At 62.4% G+C, this 18,234-nt stretch carries 18 protein-coding genes; 10 read left to right on the forward strand and 8 right to left on the reverse strand.

Annotated features, from left to right (window positions below):
- Window positions 1-8: 8 nt before the first annotated feature.
- From tmk to LNV06_RS00670, 6 genes are all read left to right on the forward strand, one after another.
- Window positions 9-620, forward strand: a complete 612-nt coding sequence (gene tmk / locus LNV06_RS00645; protein ID WP_263536314.1) for a dTMP kinase — start codon at window positions 9-11, stop codon at window positions 618-620.
- A complete protein-coding gene (locus LNV06_RS00650; RefSeq protein ID WP_263536315.1) occupies window positions 614-1,651 on the forward strand; it encodes a DNA polymerase III delta subunit-related protein in 1,038 nt (345 codons plus the stop codon). The genes tmk and LNV06_RS00650 overlap by 7 nt, the downstream gene beginning before the upstream one ends.
- Window positions 1,652-1,717: 66 nt before the next feature.
- A complete protein-coding gene (locus LNV06_RS00655) occupies window positions 1,718-2,143 on the forward strand; it encodes a PilZ domain-containing protein (RefSeq protein ID WP_263536316.1) in 426 nt (141 codons plus the stop codon).
- 55 nt (window positions 2,144-2,198) lie between these two features.
- On the forward strand, window positions 2,199-2,978 hold the full coding sequence (locus tag LNV06_RS00660) for a TatD family hydrolase (RefSeq protein ID WP_263536317.1): 780 nt from the start codon (window positions 2,199-2,201) through the stop codon (window positions 2,976-2,978).
- Window positions 2,979-3,021: 43 nt separating this feature from the next.
- Window positions 3,022-3,657: an ankyrin repeat domain-containing protein gene (locus tag LNV06_RS00665; protein ID WP_263536318.1), complete on the forward strand. Its 636-nt coding sequence runs from the start codon at window positions 3,022-3,024 to the stop codon at window positions 3,655-3,657.
- A 163-nt stretch (window positions 3,658-3,820) separates the two neighbouring features.
- A complete protein-coding gene (locus tag LNV06_RS00670) occupies window positions 3,821-4,057 on the forward strand; it encodes a hypothetical protein (protein ID WP_263536319.1) in 237 nt (78 codons plus the stop codon).
- A 5-nt stretch (window positions 4,058-4,062) separates the two neighbouring features.
- Here the strand turns inward: LNV06_RS00670 and LNV06_RS00675 are convergent, their stop codons facing one another.
- The 3 genes from LNV06_RS00675 to LNV06_RS00685 all read right to left on the reverse strand — a co-directional run bounded on the left by LNV06_RS00675 (window position 4,063) and on the right by LNV06_RS00685 (window position 8,069).
- Window positions 4,063-5,646 (reverse strand): dipeptidase, encoded by a 1,584-nt coding sequence (locus tag LNV06_RS00675; RefSeq protein ID WP_263536320.1) that lies wholly within the window; start codon window positions 5,644-5,646, stop codon window positions 4,063-4,065.
- A gap of 47 nt (window positions 5,647-5,693) precedes the next feature.
- On the reverse strand, window positions 5,694-6,488 hold the full coding sequence (locus tag LNV06_RS00680) for a collagenase (RefSeq protein ID WP_263536321.1): 795 nt from the start codon (window positions 6,486-6,488) through the stop codon (window positions 5,694-5,696).
- 138 nt (window positions 6,489-6,626) lie between these two features.
- Window positions 6,627-8,069 (reverse strand): aldehyde dehydrogenase family protein, encoded by a 1,443-nt coding sequence (locus tag LNV06_RS00685; protein ID WP_263536322.1) that lies wholly within the window; start codon window positions 8,067-8,069, stop codon window positions 6,627-6,629.
- A gap of 216 nt (window positions 8,070-8,285) precedes the next feature.
- Here LNV06_RS00685 and LNV06_RS00690 point away from each other — a divergent pair, with 216 nt between their 5' ends.
- Complete coding sequence (locus LNV06_RS00690) at window positions 8,286-8,972, forward strand: PEP-CTERM sorting domain-containing protein (protein ID WP_263536323.1); 687 nt, start codon at window positions 8,286-8,288, stop codon at window positions 8,970-8,972.
- Window positions 8,973-9,251: 279 nt separating this feature from the next.
- The gene (locus LNV06_RS00695) at window positions 9,252-10,145 is read left to right on the forward strand and encodes a dienelactone hydrolase family protein (RefSeq protein ID WP_263536324.1); all 894 of its coding nucleotides are present in this window, start codon (window positions 9,252-9,254) and stop codon (window positions 10,143-10,145) included.
- Between the two features lie 78 nt (window positions 10,146-10,223).
- On the opposite strand, the gene LNV06_RS00700 is transcribed toward LNV06_RS00695, so the two are convergent.
- The 4 genes from LNV06_RS00700 to LNV06_RS00715 form a co-directional block, all read right to left on the reverse strand.
- The gene (locus tag LNV06_RS00700; protein ID WP_263536325.1) at window positions 10,224-10,691 is read right to left on the reverse strand and encodes a DUF2894 domain-containing protein; all 468 of its coding nucleotides are present in this window, start codon (window positions 10,689-10,691) and stop codon (window positions 10,224-10,226) included.
- A 62-nt stretch (window positions 10,692-10,753) separates the two neighbouring features.
- A complete protein-coding gene (locus LNV06_RS00705; RefSeq protein WP_263536326.1) occupies window positions 10,754-11,437 on the reverse strand; it encodes an OmpA family protein in 684 nt (227 codons plus the stop codon).
- Window positions 11,430-13,748 carry a hypothetical protein gene (locus tag LNV06_RS00710; protein WP_263536327.1) on the reverse strand — a complete coding sequence of 773 codons (2,319 nt, stop codon included), beginning with the start codon at window positions 13,746-13,748 and terminating at the stop codon, window positions 11,430-11,432. The genes LNV06_RS00705 and LNV06_RS00710 overlap by 8 nt, the downstream gene beginning before the upstream one ends.
- The gene (locus LNV06_RS00715) at window positions 13,745-14,434 is read right to left on the reverse strand and encodes a DUF3348 family protein (protein ID WP_263536328.1); all 690 of its coding nucleotides are present in this window, start codon (window positions 14,432-14,434) and stop codon (window positions 13,745-13,747) included. The genes LNV06_RS00710 and LNV06_RS00715 overlap by 4 nt, the downstream gene beginning before the upstream one ends.
- 440 nt (window positions 14,435-14,874) lie before the next feature.
- On the opposite strand from LNV06_RS00715, the gene LNV06_RS00720 reads away from it, so the two are divergent.
- A complete protein-coding gene (locus tag LNV06_RS00720) occupies window positions 14,875-15,768 on the forward strand; it encodes a dienelactone hydrolase family protein (protein WP_263536329.1) in 894 nt (297 codons plus the stop codon).
- Window positions 15,769-15,959: 191 nt separating this feature from the next.
- Entirely contained in the window at window positions 15,960-17,144 is a 1,185-nt protein-coding gene (locus LNV06_RS00725; protein WP_263536330.1) for an esterase-like activity of phytase family protein, read from the forward strand.
- Between the two features lie 151 nt (window positions 17,145-17,295).
- Here LNV06_RS00725 and LNV06_RS00730 read toward each other — a convergent pair whose 3' ends face one another.
- Entirely contained in the window at window positions 17,296-17,781 is a 486-nt protein-coding gene (locus LNV06_RS00730) for an Hcp family type VI secretion system effector (protein WP_263536331.1), read from the reverse strand.
- Window positions 17,782-18,234 lie beyond the last annotated feature (453 nt).

The raw sequence follows: 18,234 nt of genomic DNA on the forward strand, positions 1-18,234 counted from the left end.
AAGCAGACGTGGCAGGCAGATTCATCAGTTTTGAAGGCATAGACGGGGCCGGCAAGTCCACCCATATCGAGGCCTTGACGGCACGCTTGAAGGCCCGCGGCGCCGCGGTGCTGAACACCCGCGAGCCCGGCGGCACCCCGCTGGCCGAGACGCTGCGCGGGCTCTTCTTGCACCAGCCCATGGACAGCCTGACCGAGCTGCTGCTGGTGTTCGCCGGCCGGCGTGACCATTTGCAGACCCTGATCGAGCCGGCCCTGGCCGCCGGTCAAACCGTTTTGTGCGACCGCTTCACCGATGCCTCTTTTGCCTACCAAGGCCACGGCCGGGGCATGGACCTGACGGTGCTCAGCACACTGGAGCAATGGGTGCAAGGCCGCCGTCAACCCGATTTGACGCTGTGGTTTGACCTGGACCCGGCCATCGCCGCGCAGCGCCGCGCTGCCGCCCGCGAGGCCGATCGCTTTGAGGCCCAGGACCTGGAATTCTTCGAGCGTGTGCGCGCCGGCTATGCCGCTCGTGCTGCTGCCGCGCCTGAGCGTTTTGCTCGCATCGACGCCAGCCTGACTGTGGCCGAGGTCGCGGCGCAAATCGAAGCGGTGATGGAGTCCCGAGGATGGTGACTGCCGCTGCCGACGCGCCCTTGGTTCAGCCCTTGCCTTGGTTGGAGCGCCCGCTGCGCGAGGCCTTGGCCAATGCCCGCTCGCATGCCTTGCTGGTGCAGGGGCCGGCGGGCGTGGGCCAGTTTGATCTGGCCTTGCTGCTGGCGCAGGCTTGGCTGTGTGAAAAACCGCATGCCGACGGCAGCGCCTGCGGCGACTGTGCCAGCTGCCATTTGTTTTTGTCGCACACCCATCCTGACTTTCAATTGCTGCTGCCCGAGGCCCTGCGTGAGCAACTCGGCTGGGCTGCTGAGGGCGAGGTGGGCCGCGACGGTGAACCCAAAGCTAGCAAGACCAAACCCAGCCGCGAGATCAAGATCGATGCGGTGCGGGCCATGCTTGGCTTCAGCCAGGGCACCTCGGCGCGCGGCCGCGCCAAGGTGGTGGTGGTCTATCCGGCTGAAGCCTTGAACACCGTGGCGGCCAATGCCTTGCTCAAGACCCTGGAAGAACCCGCCGGCCTCTTGCGCTTTGTGCTGGCCAGCAGTGCGCCGCAAGCCTTGCTGCCCACCATACGCAGCCGCTGCCAACCGTTGCCGCTGGGCCTGCCCGAGCGTGCCGCATCGCTGACTTGGCTGAAGCAGCAGGGTGTGGAGGGCGCTGAAGTCCTGCTAGATGCGGCCGGCGGTCGCCCGCAAGAAGCGCGCGACTGGTTTGAAGCCGGCCTGCGCGCCGCCGCTTGGCAGCAGCTGCCGCAACGTGTGGCGCGTGGCGAAGCCCAGGCCTTGACCGACTGGCCGCAGCCGCGCGCCATCGATGCCTTGCAGCGCCTCTGCCATGACCTGATTCGTCGCTCGCACGGCGCTGCGCCGAGCTACTTTCCGGCCGAGTCCTTGCCCACGCCCAAGCTCAGCGCGCCGCTGCACAGCTGGGACGAGGCGCTGCGCCGGGCTGCCCGGCATGCCGAGCATCCGCTGAACGCGGGCTTGTTGATGGAGTCGCTGGTGGCTCAGGGTCAGCAGGCCTTGCGGGACGCCATGCCAAAGCGCTGATCCAGGCTTGATCTGAGCTTTGCTCCTGAGCTTTACACCCGCAAGGCTTCGCTACACTTGCCCTCCATGAGCGATCTGCCTTCCAAGACTCCTGCGAACGGGCCAGCCGGCCTGAAAGCTGACCTCCCCACCACCAATGTCCCGGCGGTGGGGCCGCGGCCGAGCGTGATTCAGCTGGTGTTCAAGGAAAAGGGGGCTTTGTATGCGGCCTATATGCCGGTCTTCACCGATGGCGGCTTGTTCGTGCCGACCAACCGCGAGTACCGCCTGGGCGAAGACGTCTACTTGCTGCTGGCCCTGCCTGATGACAATCAACGTTATCCGGTGGCCGGCAAGATCGCCTGGCTGACCCCGGCCAATGCCTCGGGTGGCCGCACCCAGGGTGTGGGCGTGCGCTTTCCTTCGGATGAAAAAAGCCGCCTGATCAAGCTGAAGATCGAGGAAATCCTGGGCACCCAGATTTCCTCCTCCAAGCCGACCCAAACCATCTGACTTGCCTGGCGGGCCGCCGCGTCCGTCCGCTGCTTTCCTTCCCTAGGCCCTTGTCATGTTCATCGATTCCCACTGTCATCTGAGTTTTCCTGAACTGCGCGCCCAGCTGCCCCAGATCTTGGCCGAGATGATGACCGCTCAGGTGGAACAGGCCATTTGCATCTGCACCACCATGGAAGAGTTTCCGGTGGTGAAGGGCTTAGCACTCGATCATGCGCAGCTCTGGGCCACGGTGGGTGTGCATCCGGACAATGAAGATGTTTATGAGCCCAGCGTGCAAGAACTGGTCGAGGCCGCGGCCGACCCCAAGGTGGTGGCGATTGGCGAAACCGGCCTGGACTATTACCGCCTGAATGGCCGTAGCATCGAAGCCGATATGGAATGGCAGCGCGAGCGCTTTCGCACCCATATTCGCGCCGCTCGGCAAGCCGCCAAACCGATGGTGATCCACACCCGCAGCAGCGCAGCCGATACCTTGCGGGTCTTGGATGAAGAAGGCGGCGAGCAAGCCGGCGGCGTCTTCCATTGCTTCACCGAGAACGTCGAGGTGGCCTTGGCCGCCATCGAGCGCGGCTATTACGTGTCCTTCTCCGGCATCCTCAGTTTCAAGAACGCGCAAGACCTACGCGACGTGGCGGCCCAATTGCCGCTGGAGCGTCTGCTGATCGAGACCGACAGCCCCTATCTCGCCCCCGTGCCGTACCGCGGCCGCACCAACAGTCCTGCCTATGTGCCCCATGTGGCCTCCGCCTTGGCGGCGGTGAAGGGGGTCTCGATTGCCGAGTTGGCGGCGCAGACCAGCGCCAATACCCGGCGCTTGTTTGGCCTGAACTGATCGCCAGGTTCTCGCTGTTCTATTGCTCTCTTGGCTCGCACCCATGAACAAGTTCAAAACGCGTTTTCTTCTCATCGCTGCCTTGTTGGTTGGCATGGCCGCCCAGGCCGCGCCTATCGATGATTTGGTGATGGCCGCCGAGTTGGATGACGGCTACAACATCACCCGTCTGCTCTTGCGCGGCGTCGATCCCAACGTCAAGGATGCACGGGGTCGTTTGGCCCTGGAAATCGCCATGCGCGAAGACTCCAGCAAGGCTCTGGAAAGTTTGTTAGCAGCACCTGGGCTCGATGTAAACAGCCCCAATGCCAAAGGCGAGACACCGCTGATGTTGGCAGCCCTCAAAGGGCGTTTGGATTGGGTGCAAAGCTTGGTCAAGCGAGGCTCCGCCGTCAATCGTGAAGGCTGGACCCCGCTGCACTACGCCTGCAGCGGCCCTGACAACGGTGTGGCTGCTTGGTTGCTGAGCCAGGGCGCCAACATCAACGCCCGCTCGCCCAATGGCAGCACGCCCTTGATGCTGGCCGCCGGCTATGGTGCCATCGACCTGCCGGCGCTGCTGCTCAAGGCGGGCGCCGATGGCTCGCTGCGCAATCAGCAAGGCTTGGCTGCGGCAGACTTTGCCATCAAAGCCGGCCGCGACGATGTGCATCAAAAGCTAATGCCCAAATTGCGCTGATGCGTTCCGGCGGGGCTGCCGCCCTACAAAAGAGCTGCGCGACACCAGCAGTGGCGTAAGACTTTGTCTGACACGCGCTTTGGCCGCCCCCCGACTAGGTAGCCAAGGCCAGACTCCCTACAGTGGCTTACATCCTGAAACGAAAGCCCAACGGAGTCCCATCATGCTGAATACCCAAATCGCCAGCCCCTTCGCCATGTTGCTCAACCCCGAGCAAGTGCTGCGTGCCATGGAACACTCGGACCGCCTGAATCGCCTGCACAGCCGCGTCTATCGTCCTTTGGACAAGCCGCTGATCGCCAAGAACAAGCTCGCCGATGCTGACTTCGATCGCATGGTGGACGAAGCCGAAGATGAAGATCTGAGCTGCGTGGACGAGCAAGACATCGTCAACGCCTGAGCGCTTCAGCTCGTACGGCAATGGTTCAAGTCAACCAAGAGCCGTTCTCGGACCGAACGATAGAAGTGAGGCACCGCCGCCATCGCTTTTTGGGCGAACGCTGTGCAGCGTTGAGCACGCTTTGAAACGTCCGGCTCTTTTTGCAACTCTTCTTCCAAGACCCGCCACTCGGTGGATCTTTCGGCCTCAAAGGCCTCGCGCAACTCGCGCAGAAACGGCAGCGCTTGCTGAAAACGCAGCTGCATCAGATTGTCGACAAACTCGATGCACCAGCGTGCCGAGCCTTCGTCGAAACGCTGAGGCTCATAGCTGCTGAAGCTCGCGTGTAGTGCTTCAATGCCCAGATGCATGGGCACCCAGGTGCTGACCAAGGGGTTGCCCAAGGCCAACCAATAGACACCCGCGATGTCTTCGGGTAAATCTGCTCGCAACTGGCGCAGCTGACAGATCCCGCTGTAGTAACCAAAATGCCGCGCCACCGGGCGCCTGTGCGTCAGCCGCAGCAGGCGGCGCTGATCCGGGCTGGGGAAGGGCGTGGCCAAAGGGCTTTTGCTGAGCTTCCCGGCAGCGTCGGCCACCTGCCAAGCCGGCTGGGCCGTGATGTCGTAAATCGTGCCCTCAAAGGTGGAGCGATGAAAGCGCATCACATCCTGCAGCGAGAGCCGCCGTTCGGGCTTGACCGAAAAAGGGTAGATCTCCAGCGGCTCGACCACCTGGTGATAGGCATCCAGGCAGTCCATGCTGTCGCTGCCCAGGCGCCGTTCCGGCCAGGGCCGCAGATTCGGGGCGACATCGGAATAAAAAAGCCACAGCCTTGAGGCGGCCCATTCGCGCGGCAAGGGAATATAGGCCTGGCGCCAATCAAAAGGCCGACCCGAGCTGGCCGTGTACCAGCCGCGCGCTTCGGCATAACTCTTCACATGGGCGCAAGCCAGCACATTGGCGCTGTCTTGCAAATCGAGTTCGCGCAAGACACTCCAGTTGGCGACGATCAAGACATGGTCGGCCGGCATGCGCTGAGCAGCCCAGATCGCCCCCGGCTCGCCGCTACCCTTGCACCAGCCTTGGCCTACGCCCAGCAGTTCCAACACCCAGACTTCTTCGGGGTCGGCAATGCAGAGCAGCTCGCTGCCATCGCCGCAGGAGCTGAGGAAGCCATGGGCTTCCATCAGCGCGCCGATCAAGAGGACTGCTTCGCGGGCTTTGCGGCAGCGTTGCAGGGCGAAGACCATGGCCTGCTCCACCGTCATGATCTGCTCGCCCTGACCGCGCTCGCAGCGCAGTTCGGGGCGCTGCGAGGTGGTGCTCTCAGCAATGGCCAGCTGGTGCTCGTTGATGTGCGAATAGGCCGAGTGAAAGTAGGCGTAGGTGTGCGCCACTTGATCGATCTCGCCAATCACCTCGCCAAAATAGTCCAGCTCTGGCCGTGTGATCTCTTGCAAGCCGAAGTGCACCGGTGCCTTGGCGCCCGGCGGGTGGTCTTGCGCCGCAATCTTGCGCACGCGTGAATCTTGGCCGGCGTCGGAGTGGCTCAGCAAGGTGGAACCGTCCACACTGGCCTGGGGGCCGATGGCAATCACGGTACACATGGGCGCAAGCCTTTGTTTCTCTGCGTTCAGCCTCGAAGTGCTGTAGCTTAAACGGGGCGTGCCAGCAGCTCTGTCAGCCAGGCGGCGAACTCGGCATCAAAGCTGCTGCCCCATTGCTTCACCAAGGCCTGGTAGCGAGGATAGTCACCCACGCGCGTCAGGCTGAGCATTTGTTCGATGTCGGCGCGGTGGCGTTCCATCATGAAGCGCACCGCCAAATAGCCCCAGCTGTAAACGCGAGCTTCGCCGGTATTGGTCTCGTAGCCGGTGTCAAACAACTGGCTGAGCGCAAAGGTCTTGGCGGCAGCGGCTTCGCGTTGGCGAGCGCTTAGCCTTTCGCCATGGGCGATGTACTCGGCCACACCTTCCGTCCACCAGACCAAATAGGGCGTGAGCGGTGCAGGGCGGGCACAGTTCTCGGGTGGTGAATGCGAGTCATGCAAAACGGCGCAGAAGTCGCCGTGCAGATTGAATCGCCCATCCAGGTAATGCACATACTCATGCGCTAGATTGCGCACGCTGCCGTCCTTGCGCTGGTTGGCAATGAACTCCGCCTGATTGCCGGGCTGGTCGGGCAGGCCTTCCAGATACATGCCGCCGTTGTCGGTCGGCATATTGAAGTGCTGACCGGCATAGCGGCCGAAGTCCTCGTTCGAGGCGTAAATATTGGCGCGCAGCGAACGGTTCAGGTCACCCTTGACCGGCCGGCCCAGGGTCTTGAAGACGCTGTGAAAGCGTTGTTCCACCAAGGCCAACTCCGAGCAGATGGCGGCTTCTTGACTGGCGTTGAGCGCTTGCGAACGCAGGTTCAAACTGTCGCTGCAGCGGTGACTGCGACTCAAGATCTGATCGACCGAGCCCGCCGCTGGCGCAGGCGCAGTCGAGATCGCGCTGCACGCGCCCAGGAGCAGGGCGGCTGTTGCGCCCAAACAAGCAGAAACAGAGCGCAGGAGAAGAGTGGCGGGCATGGACATGGTGCTTCAGGCTTGGAGATAGCTGGTCTTGACCGTGGTGAAGAACTCGGCGGCATAAGTGCCTTGCTCGCGCGAGCCGATGCTGGAGGCCTTGCGGCCGCCGAAGGGTACGTGGTAGTCCACGCCGGCCGTGGGCACATTGACCATCACCATGCCGGCCTGGGCATGCCGCTTGAAATGCGTGGCATGTTTGAGCGAGGTGGTGCAGATTCCGCTGGACAAGCCAAACGGTGTGTCATTCGCCAGACTCAGTGCATGTTCATAGTTATCGGCCGGGATGACGCTGGCCACCGGCCCGAAGATTTCTTCCTGGCAGTGCTGCATGCGGTTGTCGCAGTCGGCAAACAAGGCCGGGCTGAGGAAGTGGCCCGGCGTGTCAGCTTTGAGCTGCTCGCCGCCGCAGATGTGGCGCGCACCTTCAGCTTTGGCCATGGCGATATAGCGCAGGTCTTGGGCCAGCTGGCTCTCATCGACCACCGGGCCGATCTGGGTGTCGGCGGCCAAGGCGTGGCCCACACGCAAACTCTGGGTGGCCGCAGTCAGGCGGGTCAGGAATTCGGTGTAAATGCCTTTTTGAACAATGATGCGCGAGGCGGCGGTGCAGCGTTGGCCGGTCGAGAAGAAGGCGCTTTGCAGCACGCAGTTGACCGCGTTTTCCAGGTCGGCATCATCCAAAACCACGCAGGGGTTCTTGCCGCCCATCTCCAGCTGGAACTTGGCGCCGCGCTGCACCGCGCCCTGGGCAATGCGCGCCCCGGTGCCGGCCGAGCCGGTGAAACTCAGGCCATCAATGCGCGCATCGTTGAGCAGCGCTTGGCCGACCACCGAGCCCGGTCCCATCACCAGATTGAAAACGCCCGCGGGCAGGCCGGAGCGGCTGATGATCTCGCTGATGGCCCAGGCCGAGCCGGGCACCAGCTCCGCCGGCTTGAAGAGCACGGCGTTGCCGTAGGCCAGGGCCGGCGCGATCTTCCAGGCTGGAATGGCCGCAGGGAAGTTCCACGGCGTGATCAGGCCGACCACACCGATCGGTTCACGCGTCACTTCCACTTCCAAGCCGGGGCGCACCGAAGCCAGCTTGTCGCCGCGCAGTCGCAAAGCTTCTTGGGCAAAGAACTTGAAGATGGCGCCGGCGCGGGCGAATTCACCGATGCCTTCGGGTCGGGTTTTGCCTTCTTCTCGCGAGAGCAACTCGCCGAGCTCTTCTTTGCGAGCCAAGATTTCGCTGCCGATTTTGTCCAGCACATCGGCTCTTTGTTGCGGGCTGCTGAGGCCCCACGCCGGCGCCGCGGCATGAGCGGCCGCGAGTGCCAACTCCACCTGATTCAGGTCTGCTTGGGTGTAGCGGCCAATCTGATCGCGGGTATCTGATGGGTTGATATTGAAGCGCTGGCTAGGGCCCTCGGTCCACTGACCGGCGATGTAGTTGGCGTGTATGGCTGAACTCATGAGGCAATCAGGTGATGGTGATTTCATCAAAGAATATCATAAATATATTTACTGAGTGAGTAGCCAATCGTGGCGTTCTTGAGCACCCAATCGGCACAAACCCACTGCTGCCAGCCTGTGACGAAACCCCGTCAAAGAGGGCCCATGACTCAAGACATCCGCCATTTCGGCCTCTAGCATTCAGCGACCTAACTTCAAACCACGAGGGAGCTGTTGATGAAATCCTATGTTTCTCTGGCCGGCGCTTTGGCGCTGACAGCCATGTCCATGGTGAGTACAGCCCATGCGGGCACCGTGCTTGGTTTCGCCCCTGGCAATCATTGTTCTGACAATCAAGAGGGCTCGGGCAATGTCATCCAATGCGCGGATGGTGGCTTCATTCACCAAAGCTATGGCGACACGGCAGGCGTTGACGTGCAGTACCAAGACAAGACCTTCGGCTGGGAACGCAGTCTGTCCTGGTGGGGCGCCGGCTACGGCGGCGCCAATGGCGTATTGTGGGGAGGCCAAAGCGATACGGACTCGAAGGCCAGCATCGTTCTGAAGGCCATCGCCGGCCACAGCATCAGCCTTGAAGGCTTAGGCCTCGCTTCCTTCGCCCCCGATATCAGCACCCTGCTGCAAGTGCACGAATTGGACAGCAATCTGGACCTGATGAATCAGCGGGTGATGGTGGACAACACGGCTGGCACCCAGATCAACTTCAACTCCCTCAGCTCCAGCAAAGGCTGGGTGATTGAATGGAAGAATTCCTCGTGGAATATCGGCCTGAGTCAGCTGGCATTCAATGTCACCGAAACGCCGATCAACACGGTACCCGAACCGGCGAGTCTGGCCTTGCTTGGCCTGGGCTTGGCCGCTGCGGGCGTGGCGCGCCGAAAGCAAAGGAAGTGCGTGAGCTGAAAGGCCGTTGATTGGTAGGTGGTGGGGGCGGCGCAGCGAGTTGGGCCGCCTGGCAGTAAGCTCAAATTCGAAAAAGTCTTGGGGCGTGGAGTTGGTAAGCAAACCCGTACTCAAGGGGCGGTGAATCAAAACGCCTAATATCTGGGCTCCGAGTTCGTGCGGGTCGGCCCGAAATTCCCGGTCCGCAAGCCCGGCTTGATACGCCAGGGCCTTAGGCCGGATTTGGTTCACCGCACATAGATCGCCGCAGATAGATCGCCGTACAAAGGATTGCCACCGATGACAACGCCACGATTGACAAGCCACGACTTCCAGCCTGAGGTCTTACAGCTCTTTGACCAGTATGTGCATGGCGACCTCAGCCGCCGTGGATTTCTCGACCAAGCAAGCCGCTACGCTGGCAGCGCCGCCGCGGCCACCGCTTTGCTGGCCAGCCTGAGTCCCCAGTTTGCCCAGGCACAACAGGTGAAAGCCGACGATGCCCGGCTGCTGACCCGCAGGCACAGCTTTCCGTCTCCTGAGGGCTCCGGTGAGGTCAAGGGTTATTTGGCCAGGCCCAAGCTAGAAAAAGGGCGCTTGCCTACGGTTTTGGTGGTACATGAAAACCGCGGCTTGAATCCGCATATCGAAGACATCACCCGGCGCCTGGCATTGGACGGATTCCTGGCCTTTGCCCCCGATGCTTTGGCGCCCTTGGGGGGCTACCCAGGTGATGAGGACAAGGCCCGAGAGCTCTTTGGCAAATTGGACGCCAACAAAACGCGCGCTGACTTTGTCGCTGCAGCGCAAGGCTTGCAATCCTTCGTCGAAGGCAATGGGCGCGTCGGTGTCGTCGGCTTTTGTTTTGGTGGCGGCATCGCCAATTACTTGGCCACGCAATGGCCCGAGCTCGCTGCAGCCGTGCCCTTCTATGGAGGCCAGCCGCCAGAAGCTGAAGTCGCCAAGATCAAGGCGCCTTTACAGATTCACTACGCGGGACAAGACGAGCGCATCAACGCCGCTTGGCCCAAGTACGAAGCCGCACTGAAGGCTGCCAAGGTCCGCTATGAAGCTCACATCTACCCAGGGACGCAGCACGGCTTCAACAATGACACCACGCCACGCTATGACGCTGAAGCGGCCAGCTTGGCCTGGCAGCGTACGGTGGCCTTCCTCAAGGCCAATCTCAGCTAGTTCATTGGGCAGGCCTGCCGACGGTGGCTTCAGTGAGCGCAAAGCGGATCTCGGTCCGCTTTTTTCCTGCGCCAAGGCTCAGCGCCGCCGTTCTGGCGCCTTTTTCTTGATCGCGCGCGCGGGTCTTTCGGTCTCGCCGGCAACTTGCAGCTGTTCCAGGCTGGAGATTGCATCCATCTGCGTGAGCAATCTGAGCAAATAGTCTGGAGCCAGGCTCTGAACCTGCTGGAGCATGCGCGTGGCCAGCGCCTGGCCATTGAGGGGCCCCAAATGCCCGGTGACCGGCGCACGCAGGTCGGCCATGCTTTGTGCGACGCGCAGCTGGCGCCAGCTGCTTTGGTGGATGCGTACGTGGCGCAACTCTTGGCTCGCATCAGGCGGCAGCAAGGCGAGCAGTTCGGCCATTGGGTTGGCGAGGGCAGGGTAGTCCTGCTTCTGTTGCGCCAGCGGCGCTCGCGAAGCGCGCTCCTGTAGTTTTTCAAGCAGCTTGTCTCGCAGAGCGCCTGGTGGCTGGGCAGCCGCGCGCAGGGCGAGTGCGTGCAGCATGCGTCGGCGAACCGGATCTGCGCGCTGCGCAGCGACCCATTGGACAGGATCTTCGAGAGAGCTCACGGCGCAGAAGAAGGAGCAGAAGCAGGCGCTGATGCAGACACAGCAGCCGCCGTGGCTCGCCGCGGCCGCGGTGTCGGTGCGATTTCCACACGACGATTGAGCGCACGACCCGCCGCTGTGTCATTGGGCGCCACCGGCTGCTGCGAGCCGAATGCGGCAGAAAAAACCGCGTCCGGTGGCAGGCCATCCGCTAACAAAGCCCGCGTCACGTTCAGCGCCCGCTTGGCCGACAGGTCCCAGTTGTCGGTGAACTGCATGCCCGCCACAAGGCCGCGATCATCGGTGAAGCCGCTGACCATCAGGATCTCATCGCGTTGCGCCAGGTAGGTGCGCAGCGGCGTTGCCAAAGCGCCGAGCAAGGCACGGCCCTCGGCGAGCAGTTGGTCGGAGCCCGTGGCAAAAAGCACTGCACTATTGATGCCAATGCGACCTTCGACCAGCGTGATGCGTCCATCCGCCAGCGGACCGGCCAGGGCGCGCTCCAGGGCTTCCCGGCGATTCTGTTCGGCGATGCGCTGCTGCACTTCAGCTTGCAATTGGGTGGCGAGATCCAGTTGACCCACCAGGGCCGCGGCGAGTACCAAAACAAAGGCGCCGAGCACGCCGGCCATCAAGTCGCCAAAAGCCGCCCAGGCGGAAGCGCCGGTGCCTTCGTGCTCATACTCCAGCTGCTCATCCATGGTTTGCGGCGCCTTGCAGCGCGTCCAGGATTTGCTTTTGTGAGCCCAGGCATAGATCGATGACCTCGCGGGCTTGGGCCACGTAATAGCCCAGTTGCTCGTCGCTTCGCGTGATCGACACCGACAGGCGTTCTTCAAGCGCAGTGAGGTGCTGCACGAGTTGGGCATTAGCGCCCTGGAACTGCTCAATGGCCTCGCCAAAACCTTCGCCCACGCTGGCGACGTCGGCAGCGCTGGCCGCCAAGTTTGTGGCCGCGTCGGCGAGCGCCTGCCCCGAGGTTGCAGCCATTGTTGTGAAGCGCTGACCCAAGGCCTCGATCTGAATGGCGGAACGATCCACCAGCGAATCGATGGCGGCGCGCTGTTCCCCCGCTGCTTGCTGCAGCGACGCCAGCAGTGTCGATACCGTTCCCATCAGCTCAGTCCGTTCCAGCAGCGCCGCGCGGTCCTGGGCTTGGCTTTGGGCAAGCTGCTCGCGCAGCGCACTGACGACCTCGACCGCAGCGCGTGGCGCATCACCAGCCGCTTGCAGTACGGCGCCGGCTTCCGCCAGAGTTTTTTGAGAATAGGACTCGGCCTGTTCGACCAGACTGCGGGTGTTGGCCAACAGGTCGTCGGCCAGCACTTGCTGTTGCTTCAACTGCGCGGCACCGGCCGATGCCAGCTCAGCGCGCCATGCGGCAAGCTGTTGCGCGTCATTGGACTCTTTGCTCGCCTGCAATCGAGTGAAGGCATCGGCCAGGGCTGTGACGCCAGCCTGGGCTTGTTCGGCACAGAGGCGGGTGATCTCGGCCACGCCCTGTCGCGCACGTGCTTCGCTGTCGCGCAGCATTTGCAGGGCTTCCTCGCGCTGCATGGACAGCAACTGTTCGACGCCTTCCCGCTCTTGGCTCATGGCCTTCGCATCGGCCAAGGCCTCGGCGCGGCGCTGAGCGTCCAGTTCGGCCAGCAAGCTGAGTTGTCGAGTTTGCCCCTCCGAGACACGGTCCAGCAGAGCCTGCGTCTGCGTGGCGAACTGCTGTGCGGCTTGGGCCACAAGGGCTCGCGCTGCGCTCTGTTGCTCGGTGAGCGCGTCAAGATGCGTTTGGAATGAGGCCCAGCGGGCTTGATCAGCCTGAGCCTGCGCTGCCTGCTGGCGTGTGGCCATCGCGTCGATCGCCGTGAGCATCGCTTGCGAATCCGAGGCCGAGCGCTGGGCTTGGAGTTCGCTGGCGCGCTGCGAGGCCGCGCCGGCGTCTTTCAGGAACTGCAGCGCGAGTTCCCGCTGCTCTTGCAAGGCGGTGGATTGCGCCTGGGCGGCTTGGCCATGGTGATGGGCCATGCGCTCGGCGCTTTCCTCAAAGCGGCGGCTGAGTGCGGTCAACTGATCCGTCACTGCGCTTCCGACGCGTTCATGCAAGGAAGCAGCTTCTTGTGCGATGGCGGCCATGGCCGCGGTAGCTGCGGGCTGAATTGCAGCGCCGGCTTCTTTGGCCGCATCCACCAGGCTGCCGCGCAGGGTGGCGTCGACACTGCTGGCCAATGCGGCATAGGCTTGGCTGGTCTCGCTGTGGAAGCGGCTGTTTTGGGCGGACAGTTGCTCAGCAATGCGTTCGGTGAATTGCTGGAGCAGGGCGAGCATCTCGGCTTGCTTGGCGTTCTCACGCTCCACCTCCGCAGCATGCAAGGCTTGCTGCTCCAGCGCTCGCTGGTGTGCTGCCGTCAGCGGCCGCAGCCGCCCCAGCAAAGCGACATCCAGCAGCGCACCACAGGCCGCGCGCTCCCTGCGAGCCAGGGCTACCATGAGGCCCAACATGGCAGACCCGGCAACGCCGGCCACGCTGGCACTGAAGGCCAGGCCAAGCCCCTGAATCGGCGCACCCAGCGCCGAACGCAAAGCGGTCAGGTCAGCGGAGGCGCCCAGTGCGCTGGCCGTCGTACTCAGGGTGATGACCAAGCCAATAAAAGTGCCGAGCATGCCCAGCAGGACCAGCAGCCCGGCAAGCGCAGGCGCCAATGCCAAGCCTGGGAGGGCAACGCGCTGGCCTTCCAAGCGCATCTGCACAGCGCTGCGCAAAGCGAGCGGCACGGCGGCAATCCAATCGTCTTGCACTTCGCCTTGCACTTCGCGCTCTGTGGCCGCGGCCAACGCACGGTTGTCTCGGCGAAAAGCTGCCAGCTCCCAGGCGCCAATGACAAAAAAGACAGCGATCAACACCGCCATGGCCAATGCGACGGGGTGATTCTTTGCGGCGGCCAACCCGGCGCCGGCGATGCCGGCCAAACCGGCCGCCATCGCGATAGGGTAGAGGGCGTTGAGAGATCGGTTCATGGGGGGCTTTGGGTGTTCAAGGCCTCAATGAGACCCAGCACAGGTTGAAGTTTTTGGTCCAGCTCGGCCCGCAACAAGCGTTGCAGGTCTGTCCAAAGAGGGGTGCGCCAGCGAAGCGGGTCGGCGGCGTAGTGCTTCTGAGCCCGCGTCTCCAGCACAGCTCCGAGCCCAGCCGTGGCTCGCAATTGGGGCGCAGTCATGGCTCGTTCAATGTATTCGTCCAACTGAGCCAGCCGAGCGAGTTCGTCGGAGGCGAGCGCAAGCTTGGCGCGCAGACGCATTCGGAGGGTGGTGGTGCAAGTTCCGATCACGCGCTGCTGTTGCGCGAAATGCTGCAAATAGGTTGCAAGTTGCTCAGCGAGTGTTGCGCCCTCGGGTATCGGTTCGGACCCTGTTGCCAGCTCGACGTGATTGAAACTGGCTGCCAATTCGGCCTGAAGCCGCTCCAGTTCAGTGCTCGCCCAGGACGCTGCCTGGGTTTGAGCCGCCGCAGATGCGGCTTTGCCCGAGGAAGTGGTCAAAACTTGCGAGATCTCGATTGCATCCGCCCAGCTGAACCAAGAACCCAGGCGTTCTGCGGCCGGCGCTGGCGTGCCTGGCGTGAAGCTCCATTGCCGCAGCAGCCGAGACAGTGACTCGGGCGGGAAGGGCGGCAAGGGCGGGATCGGCTTGGAAATTGGATGCATTCGGTGAAGCCGACGCCAACGCTTTGATTACTGAAAGCGGGCATTTTAAATTGGGAGATCGGCATTGCCTGATCGCCGCAGCCGGAAGCCGTGTTCGGACGGGAACCGCCCGCCCGCTTGAGCCTGCGCTGGATCTTGGTCGCGCTCGGCCTGGCGTCTACAGTCTTGGCAGGTCGTTGTCACCTCCTGGCGGGCCTTGGCGCGGCAGCGTGAGCGTTTGTTTGACGAGGGTCGGGCTGAATGACATGCCCGTATCGAAGCGGTGGTGAATCAAATCTCCTACCATCACCGCCGGTGCAAACATGTTCATTCAGCGGACCGCTTGGGCATCAAACGCAATGTCTTTTGCTCTCAGTCGAAACGTTTCGGACTCTTGTTAAGCAGCTCTTCGGGATCACCGTCCACAACTTCTTCTTCCCCAACTGAAAGGACAGCCAGCGATGACAACGCCTCGTTTGACGAGCCGGGACTTCCAGCCCGAGGTCTTGCAACTCTTTGACCGTTATGTGCATGGCGACCTGAGCCGCCGTGGTTTTCTAGATCAAGCCAGCCGCTATGCCGGCAGTGCGGCCGCGGCCAGTGCCTTGCTGGCCAGCTTGAGCCCGCAGTTTGCCCAGGCCCAGCAGGTCAAGGCCGACGATGCGCGCTTGATCACGCGCCCACACAGCTTTGCCTCTCCCGAGGGTTCCGGCGAGGTCAAGGGTTATCTGGCCAAGCCCGCTGGGGCCAAGGGCCGCTTGCCCACGGTGCTGGTGGTGCATGAGAACCGCGGCCTGAATCCACATATCGAAGACATCACCCGGCGCTTGGCGCTGGATGGTTTTCTGGCCTTTGCCCCCGACGCACTGGCGCCTGTGGGCGGCTATCCCGGCGACGAAGACAAGGCCCGCGAACTGTTTGGCAAGCTCGACGCCAACAAGACGCGTGCCGACTTCGTCGCCGCGACTCGTGGCCTGCAGAGCTTTGCCGAAGGCAATGGCCGGGTCGGCGTGGTCGGCTTTTGCTTCGGCGGCGGCATCGCCAACTATCTGGCCACGCAGGTGCCCGATTTGTCAGCTGCCGTGCCTTTTTACGGCGGCCAGCCGCCGGAGGCCGAGGTCGCCAAGATCAAGGCGCCCTTGTTGATCCATTACGCGGGCCAGGATGAGCGCATCAATGCCGGCTGGCCCAAATACGAGGCCGCTTTGAAAGCCGCCGGCGTGCGCTATGAGGCCCATATCTACCCTGGCGTGCAGCATGGCTTCAACAACGACACCACGCCGCGCTTTGACGCCGAGGCGGCCCGCTTGGCCTGGCAGCGTACCTTGAGTTTCTTCAAGACCCACCTGGGCTGAGCGCGGCTTTCCTCAGCAGCAAAGCAAAGCAAAGCGGACCGAGGTCCGCTTTTTTTGTGGCCGCTCGCAGGCTGCCAGCCACATCGCGGGCAGGTCGATGCCCTGATCTGTTCGACTCATGGGGCGCCGCCAAGCATTCATCAGCGCTGGATAGGCTCGGCGGCATTCTCAACCGTTCCAGAAAGCCTCTCATGAAGTACCGCGCGCTCCTCCCCTTGGCCTTGGCTTGCACCGTGTTCAGCAGCCAGGCGGCTGACTTTCAACTGCGCCTGATCGGCAGCACCTCCGTGCCAACGGGCACCATGTTCCAAGGCGTGGAGTTCGGTGGCATCTCGGGCCTGGACCGCGCCGCCGATGGCAGCTACTACGCCATCTCGGATGATCGTGGTGGCGAGCGCGGCACGCCGCGTTTTTACAACCTCAATCTGGACTATGACGCCAAAGGCTTCAAGAGCGTAAGCATCAACAGCCAGACCTATATGAAGCGACCTGATGGCAGCGCCTTCCCGTCCAACGCCCGCACTGTCGACCCTGAAAGCATCCGCGTGGCGCCCAATGGCAATTTGTACTGGTCCAGCGAAGGCAACTGGAACGCCGACCCCAAGCAGCGCTTCCAACCCTTCGTCCGCGAGATGACCACCGATGGCAGCTTTGTGCGTGAGTTCAACACGCCGGCCATGTTCAATTACGTGGACAACACCACTACGGGCGGCCGCAATAACAAGCTGTTCGAGGCGCTCACCGTGGCCCCCAATGGCACAGTGTGGACGGCCAATGAAGATGCCTTGATCCAAGACGGCAAGATCACGTCCATCAACAACGGCAGCACCGTGCGCGTCACCGCGCTGAACCCGCTCACCGGCCAGTCTGGCGCGCAATACGCCTATCAACTGCCCCCCATCCCGGTGGACGCCGCACCCGGCGCGCCCTTCGGCCCGGACAACGGCCTGCCCGAATTGCTGGCACTATCGGACACCCGCTTTTTGGCCGTGGAACGCGCCTTCGCTTCGGGTGTGGGCAACACCATCCGTCTGGTGCTGACCGACACCACCGGCGCCACCGATGTGAGCGGCATCGCCAGTTTGAATGGCGCCAGCGGCGTCACCGCCATGAGCCGCGAAGTGCTCTTGGAAATGGCCTTGCAGTTCCAAGGCATCACCATGGACAACACCGAAGCCGTGACTTGGGGCAAGACCCTGGCCAATGGCAATCGCACCCTGGTGCTGGCCGTGGACAACAACTTTGCCGCCAACCAAAGCACCCAGTTCATGGCCTTTGAAGTCAGCGCCGTGCCCGAACCACATATCTACGCATTGATGCTTGCCGGTCTTGGCCTCGTCGCAGGAGTAGCTCGCCGACGCAGCAAGCAGCAGTAATTGCAGGCTTTTGCTGTGCGAAAGAACCGGCTCAGGCGGCCGGTTTCTTTGGGCCGGGCCGAAGCCTAGTCTGCGGACCCGCGGATTGCGCCGACTCGCCGTCCACCAAGCTGGCAGGACTGTGAGGCGCCGCAATCCGAGCTGGCCGTTCTTAGCGTGTAGCGTTGGTGGCTACATTCCATCCAAAGATGACTGGGGCCCCCAGTCCGCCCGTTTTATCCATCGGTTTGTAGGCAAACTCGATGTCGCGGTAAGTGCAGTGGACTTCTTCTAGGATCTCGCCGTCAGCATTGGCCGCAGGAGCAACGCTGGTCAGCAGCACATCTTTCATCGTGATGAGCAAAAAGTCTTTCTGCCCATCGCCACTCTTGCGGGCGCTGAGCTTGAGCACTTTGAGGACTTTGCCGGAAACGCAATGCTTGGCGAGCAGAGGCGAGGCCTTGTCATAAATGTGGCTGAACACAAAGTCCCCCGGCGAAGTCTTGCCCGGACCGGTGGCCACGCCAGTAGCGCTAGCGCTAGCGCTCCCTGATCTCACACCCCAACTCCAGTTGAGAAGCGCTATCTCACCTGCATGCTCAATATGGGTCGACTCGCCGTCGACACCGTCAACTTTGAGATAGAAGTCGATACTCATGATGTGGAAGCTCCTGGGTTGATGGATTGAAAGGCTGCACGCCCGACTCAAAACGCTGTCCGGCCATAGATCCCCGTTGAGCGCGGCTCCCCGCGTGGGCTCGCATTGAATCTGTTCAGCGGCAGGGTGAACAGTGAATCGACAACTGCACCGTGGTCCTAACGCCCAACTTCTACCACGCGTGTGCGCTCCAACAAGCCAGCCAAGCTCGCGGGTCGAGGCTCAAATTAGGGGGGCGGCAAAGCCTGCCAAAGTTGCACGCACCGAAGCTCGGCGATTGGGTGTGGTTGGAAGAAGCAGTTCCTGATCAGCGCCTATCGATCAGACACCCATGGTGAGCGGCAACTCTGTGCCCTTGCCGGGCATTCGTGTCGCGTTAAGCGGCATGGGATGGGGGTTTGGTCTTTTTGGACTTGACCCCGATACGTGCCTCTCTCGACTCCGCTTCGCCCG

This window comes from Paucibacter sp. Y2R2-4 (assembly GCF_025717535.1).
Lineage (GTDB): Bacteria > Pseudomonadota > Gammaproteobacteria > Burkholderiales > Burkholderiaceae_C > Paucibacter_A.